General features: G+C 63.2%; 13 protein-coding genes. 8 read left to right on the top strand and 5 right to left on the bottom strand.

Annotated elements, in window-relative coordinates; genetic code table 11:
- The first annotated feature begins 36 nt into the window (after nucleotides 1-36).
- From AC1HIL_RS37030 to AC1HIL_RS37015, 4 genes are all read left to right on the top strand, one after another.
- Nucleotides 37-1,365 carry an MFS transporter gene (locus tag AC1HIL_RS37030; protein WP_479668695.1) on the top strand — a complete coding sequence of 443 codons (1,329 nt, stop codon included), beginning with the start codon at nucleotides 37-39 and terminating at the stop codon, nucleotides 1,363-1,365.
- A 47-nt stretch (nucleotides 1,366-1,412) separates the two neighbouring features.
- On the top strand, nucleotides 1,413-2,972 hold the full coding sequence (locus tag AC1HIL_RS37025; RefSeq protein WP_479668696.1) for a fumarate hydratase: 1,560 nt from the start codon (nucleotides 1,413-1,415) through the stop codon (nucleotides 2,970-2,972).
- Nucleotides 2,973-3,341: 369 nt separating this feature from the next.
- A complete protein-coding gene (locus AC1HIL_RS37020; RefSeq protein WP_479669639.1) occupies nucleotides 3,342-4,547 on the top strand; it encodes an MFS transporter in 1,206 nt (401 codons plus the stop codon).
- Nucleotides 4,548-4,610: 63 nt separating this feature from the next.
- On the top strand, nucleotides 4,611-5,372 hold the full coding sequence (locus AC1HIL_RS37015; RefSeq protein ID WP_261217541.1) for a glucose 1-dehydrogenase: 762 nt from the start codon (nucleotides 4,611-4,613) through the stop codon (nucleotides 5,370-5,372).
- A 7-nt stretch (nucleotides 5,373-5,379) separates the two neighbouring features.
- Here AC1HIL_RS37015 and AC1HIL_RS37010 read toward each other — a convergent pair whose 3' ends face one another.
- The 4 genes from AC1HIL_RS37010 to gcvA form a co-directional block, all read right to left on the bottom strand.
- Nucleotides 5,380-6,552 (bottom strand): alpha-D-ribose 1-methylphosphonate 5-triphosphate diphosphatase, encoded by a 1,173-nt coding sequence (locus AC1HIL_RS37010; RefSeq protein WP_479668697.1) that lies wholly within the window; start codon nucleotides 6,550-6,552, stop codon nucleotides 5,380-5,382.
- Nucleotides 6,553-6,623: 71 nt separating this feature from the next.
- Nucleotides 6,624-8,225, bottom strand: coding sequence for an L-lactate permease (locus tag AC1HIL_RS37005; RefSeq protein ID WP_479668698.1), 1,602 nt, complete (start codon nucleotides 8,223-8,225; stop codon nucleotides 6,624-6,626).
- Nucleotides 8,226-8,275: 50 nt separating this feature from the next.
- The gene (locus AC1HIL_RS37000) at nucleotides 8,276-8,878 is read right to left on the bottom strand and encodes an HD domain-containing protein (RefSeq protein ID WP_479668699.1); all 603 of its coding nucleotides are present in this window, start codon (nucleotides 8,876-8,878) and stop codon (nucleotides 8,276-8,278) included.
- Between the two features lie 131 nt (nucleotides 8,879-9,009).
- A complete protein-coding gene (gcvA, locus tag AC1HIL_RS36995; protein WP_479668700.1) occupies nucleotides 9,010-9,909 on the bottom strand; it encodes a transcriptional regulator GcvA in 900 nt (299 codons plus the stop codon).
- 175 nt (nucleotides 9,910-10,084) lie between these two features.
- Between gcvA and AC1HIL_RS36990 the strand changes: the two genes are divergently transcribed.
- The 4 genes from AC1HIL_RS36990 to AC1HIL_RS36975 all read left to right on the top strand — a co-directional run bounded on the left by AC1HIL_RS36990 (nucleotide 10,085) and on the right by AC1HIL_RS36975 (nucleotide 14,372).
- Entirely contained in the window at nucleotides 10,085-11,764 is a 1,680-nt protein-coding gene (locus AC1HIL_RS36990) for a Na/Pi cotransporter family protein (protein WP_479669640.1), read from the top strand.
- Between the two features lie 34 nt (nucleotides 11,765-11,798).
- Nucleotides 11,799-12,761 (top strand): bifunctional enoyl-CoA hydratase/phosphate acetyltransferase, encoded by a 963-nt coding sequence (locus tag AC1HIL_RS36985; RefSeq protein ID WP_479668701.1) that lies wholly within the window; start codon nucleotides 11,799-11,801, stop codon nucleotides 12,759-12,761.
- 57 nt (nucleotides 12,762-12,818) lie between these two features.
- Nucleotides 12,819-13,496, top strand: a complete 678-nt coding sequence (locus AC1HIL_RS36980; protein WP_479668702.1) for an SGNH/GDSL hydrolase family protein — start codon at nucleotides 12,819-12,821, stop codon at nucleotides 13,494-13,496.
- A gap of 603 nt (nucleotides 13,497-14,099) precedes the next feature.
- Nucleotides 14,100-14,372, top strand: coding sequence for a hypothetical protein (locus AC1HIL_RS36975; RefSeq protein WP_479668703.1), 273 nt, complete (start codon nucleotides 14,100-14,102; stop codon nucleotides 14,370-14,372).
- 675 nt (nucleotides 14,373-15,047) lie between these two features.
- On the opposite strand, the gene AC1HIL_RS36970 is transcribed toward AC1HIL_RS36975, so the two are convergent.
- On the bottom strand, nucleotides 15,048-15,350 hold the full coding sequence (locus tag AC1HIL_RS36970; protein ID WP_422099451.1) for a putative quinol monooxygenase: 303 nt from the start codon (nucleotides 15,348-15,350) through the stop codon (nucleotides 15,048-15,050).
- Nucleotides 15,351-15,536: the final 186 nt, after the last annotated feature.

The following is a 15,536-nucleotide window of genomic DNA, read 5'->3' as shown; positions in this document are numbered from 1 at the left end:
GCCCTGAAGGACGTTCACATTCCCTCGGAGACAACCGTGCCCCCTACCGCCTCTCTCCCGATCTCACAGGACCCGCCCGCGACGCGCGAGGACAAGAAAGTCCTGACCGCCACCCTCGTCGGCACCGCCATCGAGTGGTACGACTATTTCATCTACGCCCAGGCGGCGGGCCTGGTGCTCGGGCCGCTGTTCTTCGCACCCTTCGCACAGAACAATCCGGGGCTGTCGCTGCTGCTGGCGTTCGCCACCATCGGTGTGGCCTTCCTGTTCCGGCCGCTGGGCGCGATCATCTGCGGCCACCTGGGCGACCGCTTCGGACGCAAGGCCGTGCTGGCCGCCACGCTGATTCTCATGGGCGCGGCAACCACCCTGATCGGCGTGCTCCCCGGTTACGCCCAGATCGGCGTCTGGGCACCCGTGCTGCTGATCCTGCTGCGCATCCTGCAGGGCTTTTCGGCCGGTGGCGAATGGGGCGGTGCCGCATTGATGTCGGTCGAACACGCGCCGGCCGACAAGCGTTCGTTCTTCGGTGCCTTCCCCCAGATCGGGGTGCCGATCGGCATGATCGTCGCCACGGGTGTGCTCTGGGCCGTCACCTCGGTGCTTGGCAAGGAGCGGTTTCTCGACTGGGGATGGCGCCTTCCGTTTCTGTTCTCGATCGCGCTCGTGGTGGTCGGCGGACTGATCCGCCGTTCGGTGGAGGAGTCGCCCGTCTTCTTGCGCATGCACGAGCGGCGCCGCGAATCCGCTGCGCCGCTGGGGCAGCTCTTTCGCCATCACCGCAGGCAGGTATGGCAGACGGCGTTGATCTTCGTGGGCAACAATGCCGCGGGCTACCTGCTCGTCGCCTTCTTTCTGAGCTACGGTCAGCGCGTGCTTCAGTTGCCGTCGCAGCAACTGTTGGCCGCCTGTACGGTGGCAGCTGTGGGATGGTTGGTCTCGACGTTGATCGGCGGGGTGCTCGGTGACCGGATCGGGCGCGTGCGAACCTTCCAGATCGGCTATGTGATGCTCGCCGTGTGGGCGATCCCCATGTGGTTCCTGATCGACACGGCGCAAATTGGCCTGTTCCTGGTGGCCTTGTTGGTCCTGTCCATCCCGCTCGGACTGACCTATGGACCACAGGCTGCGCTTTACGCGGAGATGTTCCCGGCCAAGGTCCGCTATTCGGGTGTGTCCGTGGGCTACGCGCTGGGCTCCATCCTGGGTGGTGCATTCGCGGCCACGATCGCTCAGTGGATCATCTCCACGTGGGGCCAGTCCTGGCTGGTCGGCGTCTACATCGCCTTGATGGCTGCCGTGTCCTTCGTCGCGGTGTCGAGCGTGCACGATCGTCCTGGCCTCGACCTCGATGACCAAGGCTGACCACGTCCGGCGCGAGATCGCGTCGCCGCTTTGAACGCTTCCTCACCATGACCACCACGATCCAGCAGGCCGACCTGATCGAATCGATCAGCGCCGCGCTGCAGTACATCAGCTGCTACCACCCTGCCGACTACATCGCCCACCTGGCCAAGGCCTACGAGCGCGAGCGCAGTCCCGCCGCCAAGGACGCGATGGCGCAGATCCTCACCAACAGCAAGATGAGCGCGACCGGCCAGCGCCCGATCTGCCAGGACACCGGCATCGTCAACGTGTTCCTCAAGGTGGGCATGGACGTGCGCTGGGGCGGCTTCACCGGCAGCCTCGACGACGCCATCAACGAAGGCGTGCGCCGCGGCTACAGCCACCCCGACAACACGCTGCGCGCCTCGGTCGTCGCCGACGCACAGTTCGATCGCCGCAACACCCGCGACAACACGCCCGCGGTGATCTCGGTGGAGATCGTGCCGGGAAGCACGGTCGAAGTCACCGTGGCCGCCAAGGGCGGCGGCAGCGAGAACAAGAGCAAATTCGCCATCCTCAATCCCGCGGACAGCGTGGTGGACTGGGTGCTGAAGACCGTGCCGACCATGGGCGCCGGCTGGTGCCCGCCGGGCATGCTGGGCATCGGCATCGGCGGCACCGCCGAGAAGGCAATGCTCATGGCCAAGCAAAGCCTGATGGATCCCTTGGACATGCACCAGCTTCAAGCCAAGGCCGGATCGGCAAGAGCGGGTGCGCTGACGGAGTTGGAGGCATTGCGAATCGAGATCCACGACAAGGTCAATGCATTGGGCATCGGCGCGCAGGGCCTGGGCGGCTTGACCTGCGTCCTGGACGTGAAGATCAGGAGCTACGCCACCCACGCGGCCAGCAAGCCGGTGGCGATGATCCCGAACTGCGCCGCCACGCGCCATGCGCACTTCGTGATGGACGGCAGCGGTCCGGTCTACCTCGAGGCTCCCTCGCTCGACCTGTGGCCCAGGATCGACTGGGCACCCGACGAGAAGAAGAGCAAGCGCGTCGACCTCGACCAGCTCACGCCGGCCGAAGTCGCGAGCTGGAAGCCCGGCGACACGCTGCTGCTCAACGGCAAGATGCTCACCGGCCGCGACGCCGCGCACAAGCGCATCCAGGACATGCTGGCCAAGGGCGAGAAGCTGCCGGTGGACTTCACCAACCGCGTCATCTACTACGTGGGCCCGGTCGATCCGGTGAAGGGCGAGGCCGTGGGCCCGGCCGGCCCGACCACCGCCACGCGCATGGACGGCTTCACCGAGATGATGCTGGCCCAGACCGGCCTGATCGCGATGATCGGCAAGGCCGAGCGCGGCCCGGTCGCGATCGAGGCGATCAAGAAGCACAAGAGCGCCTACCTGATGGCCGTGGGCGGCGCCGCCTACCTCGTGAGCAAGGCGATCAAGACCGCCAAGGTGGTGGGCTTCGAGGACCTGGGCATGGAAGCCATCTACGAATTCGACGTGGTCGACATGCCGGTGACGGTGGCGGTCGACGCCGGCGGCACCAGCGCGCACATCACCGGCCCGGCCGAGTGGCAGAAGCGCATCGCCAGCGGCGAGTTCAAGACCATCACGCTGGAACCCGCTTGAGCCTCGTCGCGCGTCCGCAGCCGCCCGCTTCCGCTTCCGCTTCGCCCGTTGGCGTGTTCGACAGCGGCGTGGGCGGGCTGAGCGTGCTGGGTGCTCGCTCTCAAGGAATGTCACAAAGTCATTGGCGGGAAACGTCGGGGCGCCCCAACATGACCAGCCGCTCAACACCGTACGGCGCAAAGCGTTTCCAGGTGCAAGCAGATTGGGCCTCAACCGGCGCAGCCATCATCGGGTCTGTTTCACCACAGGTTGAGGTCTGCCTAGCGCTCCAGATTCTCCCAGGTGGCCGATGTGAGTTTTCCTAGCAGCTGATGTGACATATCGTCGATGGTGTCTGCGAAGGCGGCGCCCTAGCATCGTTCCATGACGATGCCTACCGCAGTTTCGCAGCCAACTGAGGCGAAAAAGGCATCCAGCAGTCGCACCCGCGTGTTATGGGCGACCTGTGCTGCACATGCACTGCACGACGGCTACGGCGACATGATTTACGCGCTGCTGCCGATCTGGCAGGCGGAGTTCCAACTCGGCTATGCCTCGCTGGCGTTGGTGCGGAGCGTCTACACCGGCACGATGGCTATGCTCCAACTCTCCGCAGGTCGTCTGGCGAGTTGGATCGGAGGCCGTGCCACGCTGGCGCTCGGGACGCTGCTCGCCGCGCTGGGTTATGCAGCGGCGGGCCTGTCCGGTGGCCTGCTTGGCTTGTGCGTCGCACTGGCCCTGTCGGGCAGCGGTTCAAGTACCCAGCATCCGTTGGCTTCCGGTGCCGTGTCGCGCGCCTATGGGCGCAACGCCCGCGGCCCCCTCGGTATCTACAACTTTGCCGGAGATCTGGGCAAGGCCGCCCTGCCTGCGGCGATCTCGCTGCTGGCCACCATGATGCCGTGGCGTCATGCACTGTGGGCCATGTCCATGCTCGGTGGATTGGTCGCTGCAGGCCTGGCACTTTGGCTTCCGTCAACACCTCGCGACCCGGCGATCGAAGACGTTGACGGCGCCGATGGAAAGAATCCGTCAGCCACCGGCTTCCGGCTCCTTCTGGCGATCGGTGTGCTGGACAGCGCCGTGCGCATGGGGCTGCTGACCTTCTTGCCGTTCCTGCTCAAAGGCAAGGGCATATCGACGTCGATGCTGGGCACAGCTCTGGCGATGGTCTTCATCGGCGGGGCCTCCGGGAAGTTCATTTGCGGCTGGCTCGGCCAGCGCATGGGCGTCATCGGCACCGTGCTCGCAACCGAATGCGGGACTGCGGTGTGCATCCTATCCGTGATGCTGTGTCCCCTGGTTCCCGCGCTGGTCTTGCTGCCGTTGCTGGGCGCGCTCATGAACGGAACTTCCTCCGTACTGTACGGCACAGTACCCGAACTGGCCCCCGGTGGAAATGACGAACGTGCCTTTGCGCTCTTCTACACAGGCACCATCGGCTCGAGCGCGATTTCACCGGTGATGTACGGTCTCCTGGGGGATCGGGTCGGCATCCAGTGGGCTACATGCGCGACGGCACTGACTGCCATCACCGTGGTCCCATTGGCACTGGCGTTGCGCGCGCGTTTGACGCTCACCCAGCAAACGATCTGACGGCAGCCACTCGACGACGAGCCGGACCATCCTGCCTTCTTCTCACTCTCTGGAACTTCACCCATGGAAAATGCTTCTCAGGCACCCGTCATCTTGATCACAGGCGGCAGCCGCGGCGTCGGTGCGGCCACAGCGCGTCTCGCAGCCGCGCAAGGCTATGACGTGGTGATCAGCTATCTCTCAGACGAATCGGCTGCCGATACCGTCATCGCGGACGTGCGAGCCGCGGGCCGGCAGGGGTTGGCGGTGCGAGCTGATAGCGCAGATCCCGCGCAAGTCGCTCGTCTGTTCGCGCAGCTCGACCGGACATTCGGACGCCTCGATGTGCTCGTGAACAACGCCGCCATCTTGCAAAAGCAATGTCGACTGGAAGATCTCGACTTCGAGCGGATGCACCGCATCTTTGCGGTCAACGCCATCGGCCCGATCCTTTGCGCACAGCAAGCGATCAAGCGCATGTCAAGCCGCCACGACGCGCGAGGTGGATCGGTGATCAATGTCTCGTCGGCAGCCGCGCGGCTCGGCAGTCCCAACGAATATGTCGACTACGCCGCATCGAAGGGCGCGCTCGAAACCTTCACGACCGGGTTCGCCAAGGAGGTCGCTCGCGAGGGCATCCGCGTCAACTGCGTTCGCCCGGGTCATATCTACACACAGATGCATGCCAGTGGCGGCGAGCCCGGCAGAGTGGATCGTGTCAAGGACTCGATCCCGATGGGCCGAGGCGGCCAGCCAGAAGAAGTGGCGCGAGCGATCCTGTGGCTGGCCAGCGCCGAAGCCTCCTTCGTCACCGGCACCTTCCTCGACGTGACGGGCGGGAAGTAGCGGCTGTTCAACGCGGCGTGCCGCTTTCGAAGGCACGCAACGCGAAGCGCAACGCTCCCGCCACCACGCTCGCAACGACACGCGGCTGCCCGGGAACTGCGTCATCCACCAGCAGAAAGTCTGCCCGCTGCCCAGTCTCCAAGCGCCCCCGGTCCGTCAACCCCACCGCCGTGGCGGCATGGCGCGAGACCATGCTCCACGCCTCGGAGAACGAAAGCACCTCTCGACGTGCAAGGTCGAATGCAGCGAGCAAAGGCGACGGATAGTAGTAGTCGGACGCCAGCACATCGCACAGGCCCTTGCGGACCATGTCCTCAGCTCCTGGCGCCCCCACGTGACTGCCACCGCGCAACACGTTGGGCGCACCGAACACGATGAGGTCACCCGACGCCCTCGCCTCTTTCGCCGCACCCTCGCTCAGAGGAAACTCGGCCACATTGCAGCCCCAGAGGCTTAGCTGCCGCCGCTGCGTCGCATCCGTATCGTCATGCGACGCGACACTCAGTCCGGCTCGCCTGGCCTGTGCCACGAGCTGTGCCAACCCCGGCGCTTCGGGCACTGCCTGACTGGCCGCCTCTACGCGCTGAACAAAGGTCTGCACATCGCATTCCGCGCGCTCCGCGTACCGGGCGAGATGCACGGGATCGTCCAGCTTGGCCGCCAGCTGCGGCCAATGGTCATTGATGGACAGGAAGTGAACATGGCCAGCTTCGATCCATCGACTTGCGGCAGCCCACCCCTCCACGAATCTGGCTTCCAGTCGCAAGTGAAATCGGTGGTCGGCGCCCCATCGAACGCCGCGCTCCTGCAAGGCGTGAATCATTTGCTCGGCAACGGCCAAGCTGCGCAGCCCGCCTTCCCACGAAATGGTCACGCCGTGATAGGCCGTGGTGATGCCGTTGGCCAACAGCTGGGCGTCGACATCCGTGAGCGCCGTCACATGCGGCACTTGAACTCCTCCCCGGGGCCTGAGTGCCCGCTCGAAGGCATCGCCATGGATGTCAACGATGCCAGGCAGGACGAGCAGGTCGCCGGCATCCAGGAACGCATCGGACGACGCGGCCCTGCGCAGCAGCGTTTCGTCCACGGCGAAGGAGGCCGGCGCCAAGCCTTCAGGCGTGAGCACGCGCGCCCCTCGAATGCCAGCCAGCGGAGGATCGGTAGGAGTCGCGCGCAACATGCGGCGATGCTACCCGAGCTCCGCAAGCGAGGCGGGACAGCACCAAGCGCATCACGTCGTCGTGCGGGGAGTCAGTGACCAGGGATCATCCAGTGAAGATGGTTCTGTTGCAGCCATACCAACACACCCAGCAGAAGGGTCAGGAAGATGCTGTGCTTGAACGTGCGCGCGACGATGGCCCCCTCTTTGCCGTGCATCCCCGTGGTTGCAACGCCGCACGCGATGCTCTGCGGGGAGATCATCTTGCCGAAGACGCCCCCGGTCGAGTTCGTGGCTGCCATCAGCGTGGGGCTGAGCCCCAGCTGGTTCGCTGCCACCACCTGCATATTGCCGAACAGGGCATTGCCAGAGGTATCGCTGCCGGTAAGGAAGACCGCGATCCACCCAAGAAAGGCAGACACGAAGGGGAACCATGGACCCACCGCCACGATGCCCAGGCCGAGGCTGTACGTCATCCCGGAATAGTTCATGAGGTAGGCCAGGCCGATGATCATGGCGACGGTGGCCACGGGCACCGCTGTTTGCCGCAAGGTGTCCTTCGCGGCGCCGAAGAAGTCCTTGACTGACAAGCGCATGACAAGAGCCGAGACCAGCGCAGCAACCAGCACCGCCGTACCGGTCGTCAGCGGCTGGAAGCTCCAAACCGCCGGGTAAGCCTTCTGGTAGACCGTGATGTACACCGCCTTGTCGAGCCCGGGCCAGGGGATCGAGACTTCCCCGATCTTTCCGAGATTCGCGACGGTCCATCCCACGGCAATCACTGCGACGATCAGCCATGGATACCAGCTTTGCCGACCTGTCACGCTCGTTCGGGCAATGCTCGCCCTGTCGATGTTGACATGGTAGTGAGCATCGGGTGCCGGCTTCCAGTACCGCAGAAAGGTCATCGTCACCACGATCGCCACAATCGCGGCCAGCACATCACAGATCGCATAGCTCAAGAAGTTGGCGGCAAGGAATTGAGTGATCGCGAAGCTTCCCCCCGCCACGAGTGCCAGCGGCCAGACGGCGCGCAAGCCTTTCACGCCGCTGTAGATCGTCAGCACATAAAAGGGCAGCAGGAAAGCGAAAAAGGGGAGCTGGCGCCCTGCCATCTGACCGAGCTCCGCGGCAGGCAGCCCGGTGACGGCAGCCAGAACCGTGATCGGCAGGCCCATGGCGCCGAACGCGACCGGAACCGTGTCGAAGATCAGCATGAATACCAGCGCATCGAGCACCGGAAAGCCGAGCGTGACGAGCAAAGCGGACGTGATGGCAATGGGCGTACCAGTCCCCGCCACGGCCTCCAAGAGCGAGCCGAAGAGAAAACCCACCACCAGGAGCACAACCCGTCGGTCGTTGGGTACGTTGTCCAGCACCCAGACACGAAAGGCGTCGAGCCGTCCCGCTCGTATCGTCATGTTGAACAAAAAGATCGCCGCGACCACCACCCACATCACGGGCCACACCGCCAACACTGCGCCGAGGGCCACGGCGTTGAATGCCATGCCGACAGGAAACTGCCAGCCGTAGACCGCAACGGCCAGACCTACGCCCAGGCCAGCGAGACCCGCCTGCCAGCCAGGTCGCCGTAGGACGCCGAGCACCAGCAGCACGGTCGTGATCGGAAGTGCCGCCACGATGAAGGTGGGCAGCAGTGCGCCGCCGATCGGCATCGTCAATTGATGAAACATCTTGTCTCCTGCACTCGCGCGCTCGCGCGAGCTTGATTTTTGGTTTTTGTTCAGTGCGCCGCGCGCGTTTCGCTGTGCTGCGCGTAGATTTGCGACAGCATGGAAAAGTAGTGCTCGAACGGCGGCGTCTTGACGCCGGGCACCTTGGCCGCGTCATCCCAGCGGCGCAGCCGCATGGCGTCGAGGGCGAAGGGGCGATGCTGGAAAGCATCTGCCTCCTCCTTCGTATAGATGCCGCCCTGCAGTTTCAGCGTGTGAATGGACAGCGGGCTCAGCTTCGCGCGGTATGTCGGATCGATCGCGCACAGACAGCGCTTGGCCTCGACGTGCAGACCGATGGGATCGACCACTGCGCTTGGGAGAACGGGGCGCAAGAACGGCAGCGCCACGTACTGATGCAGGTCGTCACCCGTTCCAAAAGGCGATCCGTCGTCCGAACTCGGCGCCCCTTCTTCATGGTGCTTGCTCAGGCCGATCAGATGCCCCAGGTCGTGCAGGAATGCCGCGACGATCAGTTCCTGCTCGGCGCCTTCGGATTCGCCCAGATGGGCCGTCTGCAGTGCGTGCTCCAGTTGCGTGACTGCTTCCTTGCCGTATGCCCTTGAGCCGTACGCGTCAAATAACGCCCGAATATCTTCAAGCTCCAAAGCCATGCTCGCTCCTTGTTCTCAGGTGTATGAAACGAGCGATGCTATTTTTCGGAGCCGTCTGGTATCAATCGATTTAAGTTGAGACAGGCCTGTGAGTTTTTTTGAACTCGCCCCTGGACCCGGCCTGGTTCCAGCTAGCTCGCAACCACTGGCCCCGTGTTGCCGACATCCACGAGCCAGGCACAGAACGCCTCCACCGCGGCGTCACCCTTGGTTCGCTCCGGGCAGTACCAAAAATAGCTTCTGGCCGGCAGCGCGTACTGCGGCATGACGTACTGCAGCCGCCCTTCGTTGATGTCATCGGCCACCAGGGCCGTCGGACCGATGGCAACGCCCACGGCGTTGACGGCGGCCTGAATGGACAGGTAGAGGTGCTCGAAGGTCAGTTCGCTGCGGCATTGGATCGTCTGGTTGCCCACGGCCGAAAACCAGTTGGACCAAAGCGCCGGCAGGCTGCTGGTGTGAAGCAGCACATGCTGCTTCAGGTCACTGGGCTGCTGGATCGGTGAACGCAGCAACAACTCCGGCGCTGCGACGGCGATCCGTTGCTCATCAAGGAATCGCCCCGAGCGAAAGCCATGATGGCTTTCCGGTCCGCCGGTCAGGAACACTTCGAAGTCGTTGACGCGCGGCGGCATGGCATCGGCCGCGATCGACAGCCGGATCTCGACATCGGGATACCTTCTCTGGAAATCCGGCAACCTGGGGATGAGCCAACGCATCGTGAACGTCGGCAGGGACTGAACGCGGATGATGCGGGTCGTCTGCGGCCGTCGGATCTGGTCGGCCACGGAGGCCAGGCTGTTCAGCATGGCATTGACCTCGGTGTGAAAGCGCATGCCATCGGCCGTGAGCTGCAGTCCGCGCGGCAGCCGCAGGAACAAAGCGGTGCCCAGCCATTGTTCGAGCACCTGAATCTGCCGGCTGATCGCGCCATGCGTCACGCACAGCTCATCGCCAGCCTTCGTGAAGCTGAGGTGGCGCGCGGCGGCGTCGAAGGCCTTGACCGAATTCAGCGGAGGAAGGGCTCGCATGGCATGCATCAGAACTGAGGAGAACGATCAAAAAGCATACATCCGTTGGTCTGCATAAAAACTCACCCGGCATGTGAGCAATGGTCGATTGATCGTCAAGCCCGCCCAAACCCACAATCGCGGCCTCCTTCACTGCGCCTCGCGCCGGCCCGACGCCTCCCGTCGTGTCACCTCGATGATCCACTTGCTCAACCTTCTTGCTGCTATCGCTCTGCTCGTGTGGGGCACCGGGATCGTACGCACCGGCGTCATTCAACTCTTTGGTGCCAACCTGCGCGATGTTCTCTCGCGCAGCCTGAGAAATCGCTTTCTGGCGATGTTCGCGGGCGTGACGGTGACAGGCATCGTCCAGTCGAGCACGGCCACGGCGGTACTCGTCTCATCGTTCGTCGGCAGCGGCCTGGTCGGCCTGCCCGCTGGATTGGCCGTGATGCTCGGCGCGGAGGTCGGCACCAGCCTGATGGCGGTGGTGTTCTCCTTCGACCTGTCCTGGCTTTCACCGCTGCTCGTGCTTGCGGGGGTCGTGCTCGTCACCGGCTCAGACAAGCGACCGCGCGCCCGCGTGGGCCATGTGCTGATTGGCTTCGGGCTGATCACGCTCGGGCTGCAACTGATCGTCAGTGCGACCCAGCCCCTGCTCGCCTCTGCAACGTTCCGCAGCTTGGTGCTCGCGCTGCCCGACGATGTGCTTCTGGAGATCGCCGTCGGCGCCCTGCTGACGATGGCGACCTATTCAAGTCTCGCCTTTGTGCTCCTGACCGCGACATTGACGGCTTCGGGCGTCCTGCCGATGCCAATGGCAATGTGCCTCGTGTTAGGCGCGAACATCGGTAGCGGAATTCTGGCGCTGCTCACCAGCTCGGGACCACGTGCGATCCGCATGCGGCTCCCGCTCGGCAGCCTGCTGTTCAAGCTGCTCGGATGCGCCCTGGCAGTGGTCATGCTCCCCCAGATTGAACATCTGCTGCAACAGAACTTCTCGAGCTTGCATACCCAGGTGATTGCCTTTCACCTGGGGTTCAACCTCACGCGGGCCGTGCTTCTGATCGGACTGACGGGACCGATGGCGAAGGTTGTCGAAACGCTGCTGCCCACCCCTGCCGCGCCGCTCGGCGAGATTCGCCCGCAACATCTCGATCCTGCCGCCTTGGCGACCCCTTCCCTTGCGATCAGCTGTGCGGCTCGCGAGGCCCTGCACCAAGCAGATCTGGTTGAAGCCATGCTCACAGGCATTCTCCCGGTGCTTCGCAACGCCGACCTCACGCTGGCCGAGCAGCTGCGCAAGATGGACGACCGCGTCGACGAAATCTGCTCGTCGATCAAGTTCTACCTCACACAGATCCCTCGCGATGCGTTGCCGGAGAAAGAAGGACGCCGCTGGTCGAACATTGTCTCGTTCACCATCCACATGGAACAGGTTGGTGACCTCATCGAGCATGTGATCCAAGACCTCGAAGACAAGCAGATCCGCAAGGCCAGCCGCTTCTCGGATGCCGGGATGGGAGAAATCGCGGATCTGCACTCGCGATTGATCGCCAACCTGAGACTGGCGATGAGCGTTTTCCTCGACGGCCAGGTGCACGATGCAAGAGCACTGCTCGAGGAGAAGGCTCGGTTCCGCGAGCTGGAACACGCGTATGCCGCCAACCATCTTGCACGTCTCCAGATGCAGACGAGCCAAAGCATCGAAACGAGCTCACTGCACCTCGATCTCATCAGCGATCTCAAGCGCATCAACTCCCTCATCTGCTCCATCGCGTATCCGATCCTCGAGACAGCCGGCGCATTGACAAAGACACGGCTGCGTCATTCGAGCGCAGTGCCGGCGACCTCCGCACAGGAACCCGCCGCCTGACCGGCACTCCCGGCCATCTTCAACGTCGCACTCTATGACCACCCCCAATTCATCGCCTCCCTGCGTCGTCGGGCAAAGCAGCAGCACCTTTCTCGACGACCTGCTCGCGACCGCGCGTCAGAGCGGCCGGCGGAAGATCGCCATGGTGTTTCCCTGCGACGCAGCCGCGCTCGAAACCGGTTCTCGACTGACGGAAGAAAACATCGCCGACGTGAGCTTGTTCGGCCCGCGCGATCGTCTGCTTGAGCTCGGGGCGCGCGAAGGCATTGATCTGGAGCGATTTGAGTTGATCGACACCGGCGCCGACGCTGCGTCGGCTGCTCAGAAAGCTTGCAAGCTTGCCGCCGCAGGAAGCCTCGACATGTTGATGAAGGGCTCACTCCATACCGACGAACTGATGCGCGCGGTGGTCGCACGCAACGACGGGCTGCGCACGCAGCGGCGCATTTCTCATGCCTTCGTGCTTCAGGTGCCGGGCCGCCCATCGCCGCTGATCATCTCCGACTGCGTCGTGAATGTGGCACCGACCTTGGGCGAGAAAGTGGAAATTCTTGAACATGCCATTCATCTGGCAAGAGCACTCGGCATCGTCCGGCCAAGAGCTGCCGTCATCTCCTTCACCGAATCAGTCTTGCAGGGCGCCCCGAGCACGCTCGATGCCGCAGCCATCGCAATGATGGCGCAGCGTGGTCAGATCTTCGATGCGGCTGTGGATGGTCCGCTTGCCTTCGACAACGCGGTGTCTATGGCATCCGCGGCCGCCAAGGGCATCGACTCATCCGTCGCCGGCAGAGCAGACATTCTTCTGATGCCGAACCTCGAAGCTGGCAACGCCCTCTACAAGTCCCTCGTTTACATGGCCGGTGCGTCATGCGCCGGTGTCGTGCTGGGAACGAAAAGGCCTGTAGTCCTCACCAGCCGCACGGACAGTCTCGAATCTAAGGTGTACTCGGCGGCGCTGGCAAGCGTGCTGCTGCGCGACGAATGCACGCCCTGATGAGCTGGGCGCCCATGCTCGTGAGGCAACACCCGCTTTGACAAAAACGGTCAGACCATGAAGCAAATCCTTGTGTACGGGGACAGCATAAGTTGGGGCATGGTCCCCGGCACCCGCGAACGTTACGCCTTCGACCAACGGTGGCCGGGTGTTCTGGAAGCCGCACTTCACAGCGCCGGCTTGCGGGAGATTCGCGTCGTGGAGAACTGCCTTCCCGGCCGAAAAACAATCTGGGACGATCCATTTCGTCCGGGCCGAAATGGCGCGACAGGTCTCGGCGAGGTGATCGAGATGTGCTCGCCACTGGAGTTGGTGATCATTCAATTGGGAACCAACGACTTCCAGGCCCCGTTCGGCATCAAGGCCTGGGCAGCCGCCTCCGGCGTCGGAAAGCTGGTTGAGACCGTACGCCAAGCCCCGGTGGAGCCCGGCATGCCCCGGCCTCGCATCCTGGTCGTCGCGCCGCCGGAGATCATTCAGCCAAAGGGCGGCAACGAGAAGAAGTTCGAGGGTGCGGTCGAGCGAAGCAAAGGGCTCGCCGCGGCGTTGGCGGAGATGGCGGCGACGAAATCTGTTCACTTCTTCGACCTGAACCCCATCACGGGCCGCAGCGAAATCGACGGAATCCATCTTGGTGCCGACCAACATGACGTCGTCGGAAAGGCGGCCGCGTCGGTCGTGCGTGAGCTGATCGTTCAAGCAAAGGACATATCTGGCTCCGCGTGCGCGAGATGAGGAGTTGCCCTTGCCAGCCAGCCCGTCCGGCGCTTCAACTTCCCTGAAAGCATGAGCCCGCAGTCGGATGCGAATCGAACCACCGCAACGGCAAGGCTCACCTCGACCTTGCAAGCCGATCCTTCAAAAGGACTCGCCCATCACCGCGTGATGCGGTCAAAATTGGGGGGTGTGGAAGTCCAGAGCGCCGAAACGCGAGCATTCAAGAGCCGGCGAGACGAAGACGGCCTAGAGAGAGTTCGATCGCGCAGCTCTTGACATTTCCCTGCAGCTTCGGCGTTCGCATACGAAGGTCGCGGGTCACGGGCGACACGGGATGTCGCACAGCCCTCACGGCTGCCCTCGCCGCATCACAAATCACGAGCAACAAGGGCAGGCGCAGCATGAAATTCATGTCGACGGGCGCCGTGCAAGATCGGCAGCTCATCTCGCATGTGGCGGTCTCGCCTTCGGCACCACTGCGCGAGTGGGTACCACAGACCCGAGTATCTTCGTCAGCTCAGACGAAAGAAGATGGGCCGGGCCCTGGCGTGTTCAGAACGTGGGCCCCCCTTGCAGTAAAGTCGGAGTTCCTCAACACGGAACCCGCAAGGCAGGCACACAATGGCCACACCGGATGAGGCAACAGAAAACGCGTCAGCGGCCAGCGTTCTTGGAACGGAGATCGCGCTGACTGCCGCTCTACGCGCTCTGATCAAGGCGCATCCGCATCCAACCCTTCTCGCTGACGAGTTCGTGCAGCAGCGACAGTTTTCGCAAGCACAACTCGAAGCGAGCTCGCTCCCTGAGAAAGCTCTACAAGGGTTCGAGTTGACTTGGGCGCTGATACTTCATCAGGACCCGACGCAGGAACTACGTCTCGTCTCGGAGCTGTAGAGCAAGCGGGCATCTGGTGACCCGTCCTCAGGCTTCCGCTCAGCGGAGGGACGGCTGACGCCTCTCATGGAAGAATCGCATGCGACCGCAGCGGGAGCGAAATCGCTCGGCCGCACCAAGAGCCCTGGACGGAGCAAAGTCTCGTCCAGCAGTTGCAGCCATTCCTCAGGTGTGCGTTGGCTCAGACGCTTTTTCATCGGACAACCGCTGTACCCTATCGATTTTTGCGTTTGGCGTCGGCATGGAGCTAACTGGCCTGCAGCGAACATGACTGCCGGCACCTTCCTTCGCGATCCCCAACGGGATGGGCTTACGCCTCTACCTTCGCCATAAGAGCCCGCCGTGGCGGATCGATCATGCAGCGATCGCTTGTAACCCCAAAATCCCGCAACTTGCCGTAGAGAATGGCCTGATCGTGATTTTTCCTTGCCGCCACCATGGGCGTCCTGCGATGAGCCGCATCGATGCGCTGTCACACTGTGCATAAAGCCGGTGTAGCTACGCTCCGGCGCACAGCGACTGCGTGCGCACGTAGTCCGCGCACTGGGAGGCGGAAACGCCCACCACGGCCACTTGTTCTCCAATACGCCTGCGCATCAACATTCCTATGCACGACGGCTTCAGCGTGTAGTGCGCGGCGAAGGTCTCTCGACCATCGATTTCCGGGAGAGATATTCAGCCGGGTAACTTTGCCGCGAGCACGTCAACTCTCTGAATGGACGGCGGTTCGGAGAACAGCTCACCTGCCTGTGCCATCAAAGCCGCCGCAACCTTGCCAGAAAGATGGGCTTGGCGGCCTGCTTCGTCCGGAAAGGCGTCGAAGATTCCGAAGGTTGTTGGCCCCAGGCGAATGCCAAACCAAGCGGTAGTGGCAGGCTCTTGCATGACGAGGGGAAGACCGCTCAGAAGAAAATCTTCGACGTCTTTCTCCTTCCCGGGCTTCGCTTCCAGGCGAACGAATAACGCGACTGCGACCATAAGAGGCTTTCTTTCGTTAAACGCGACTGGTGTGGGCGCGTTGGGCAGAGCAGTCTGCGCCATTTGATTGACCATGTCGCGAACAACCTTTCTTCCATGTCAGCTTCACGGCATCGAGAGCCGGTGCTGACACCCACTGGGGTGGCATAAAGTGATGATTCACGCGGACAGCCGATGCGTCGTTAC

The organism is Variovorax sp. ISS6, assembly GCF_056523145.1.
The sequence above is the reverse complement of the archived record's forward strand: the minus strand, read 5'-3'. Positions and strand labels throughout refer to the sequence as shown.

Coding starts and splice junctions, on each gene's coding strand:
- AC1HIL_RS36990 (WP_479669640.1), top strand. CDS start 10,085: ATGATCCACTTGCTCAACCTTCTTGCTGCTATCGCTCTGCTCGTGTGG.
- AC1HIL_RS37010 (WP_479668697.1), bottom strand. CDS start 6,552: ATGTTGCGCGCGACTCCTACCGATCCTCCGCTGGCTGGCATTCGAGGG.
- AC1HIL_RS36985 (WP_479668701.1), top strand. CDS start 11,799: ATGACCACCCCCAATTCATCGCCTCCCTGCGTCGTCGGGCAAAGCAGC.
- AC1HIL_RS36970 (WP_422099451.1), bottom strand. CDS start 15,350: ATGGTCGCAGTCGCGTTATTCGTTCGCCTGGAAGCGAAGCCCGGGAAG.
- gcvA (WP_479668700.1), bottom strand. CDS start 9,909: ATGCGAGCCCTTCCTCCGCTGAATTCGGTCAAGGCCTTCGACGCCGCC.
- AC1HIL_RS37015 (WP_261217541.1), top strand. CDS start 4,611: ATGGAAAATGCTTCTCAGGCACCCGTCATCTTGATCACAGGCGGCAGC.
- AC1HIL_RS36980 (WP_479668702.1), top strand. CDS start 12,819: ATGAAGCAAATCCTTGTGTACGGGGACAGCATAAGTTGGGGCATGGTC.
- AC1HIL_RS36975 (WP_479668703.1), top strand. CDS start 14,100: ATGGCCACACCGGATGAGGCAACAGAAAACGCGTCAGCGGCCAGCGTT.
- AC1HIL_RS37025 (WP_479668696.1), top strand. CDS start 1,413: ATGACCACCACGATCCAGCAGGCCGACCTGATCGAATCGATCAGCGCC.
- AC1HIL_RS37005 (WP_479668698.1), bottom strand. CDS start 8,225: ATGTTTCATCAATTGACGATGCCGATCGGCGGCGCACTGCTGCCCACC.
- AC1HIL_RS37000 (WP_479668699.1), bottom strand. CDS start 8,878: ATGGCTTTGGAGCTTGAAGATATTCGGGCGTTATTTGACGCGTACGGC.
- AC1HIL_RS37020 (WP_479669639.1), top strand. CDS start 3,342: ATGCCTACCGCAGTTTCGCAGCCAACTGAGGCGAAAAAGGCATCCAGC.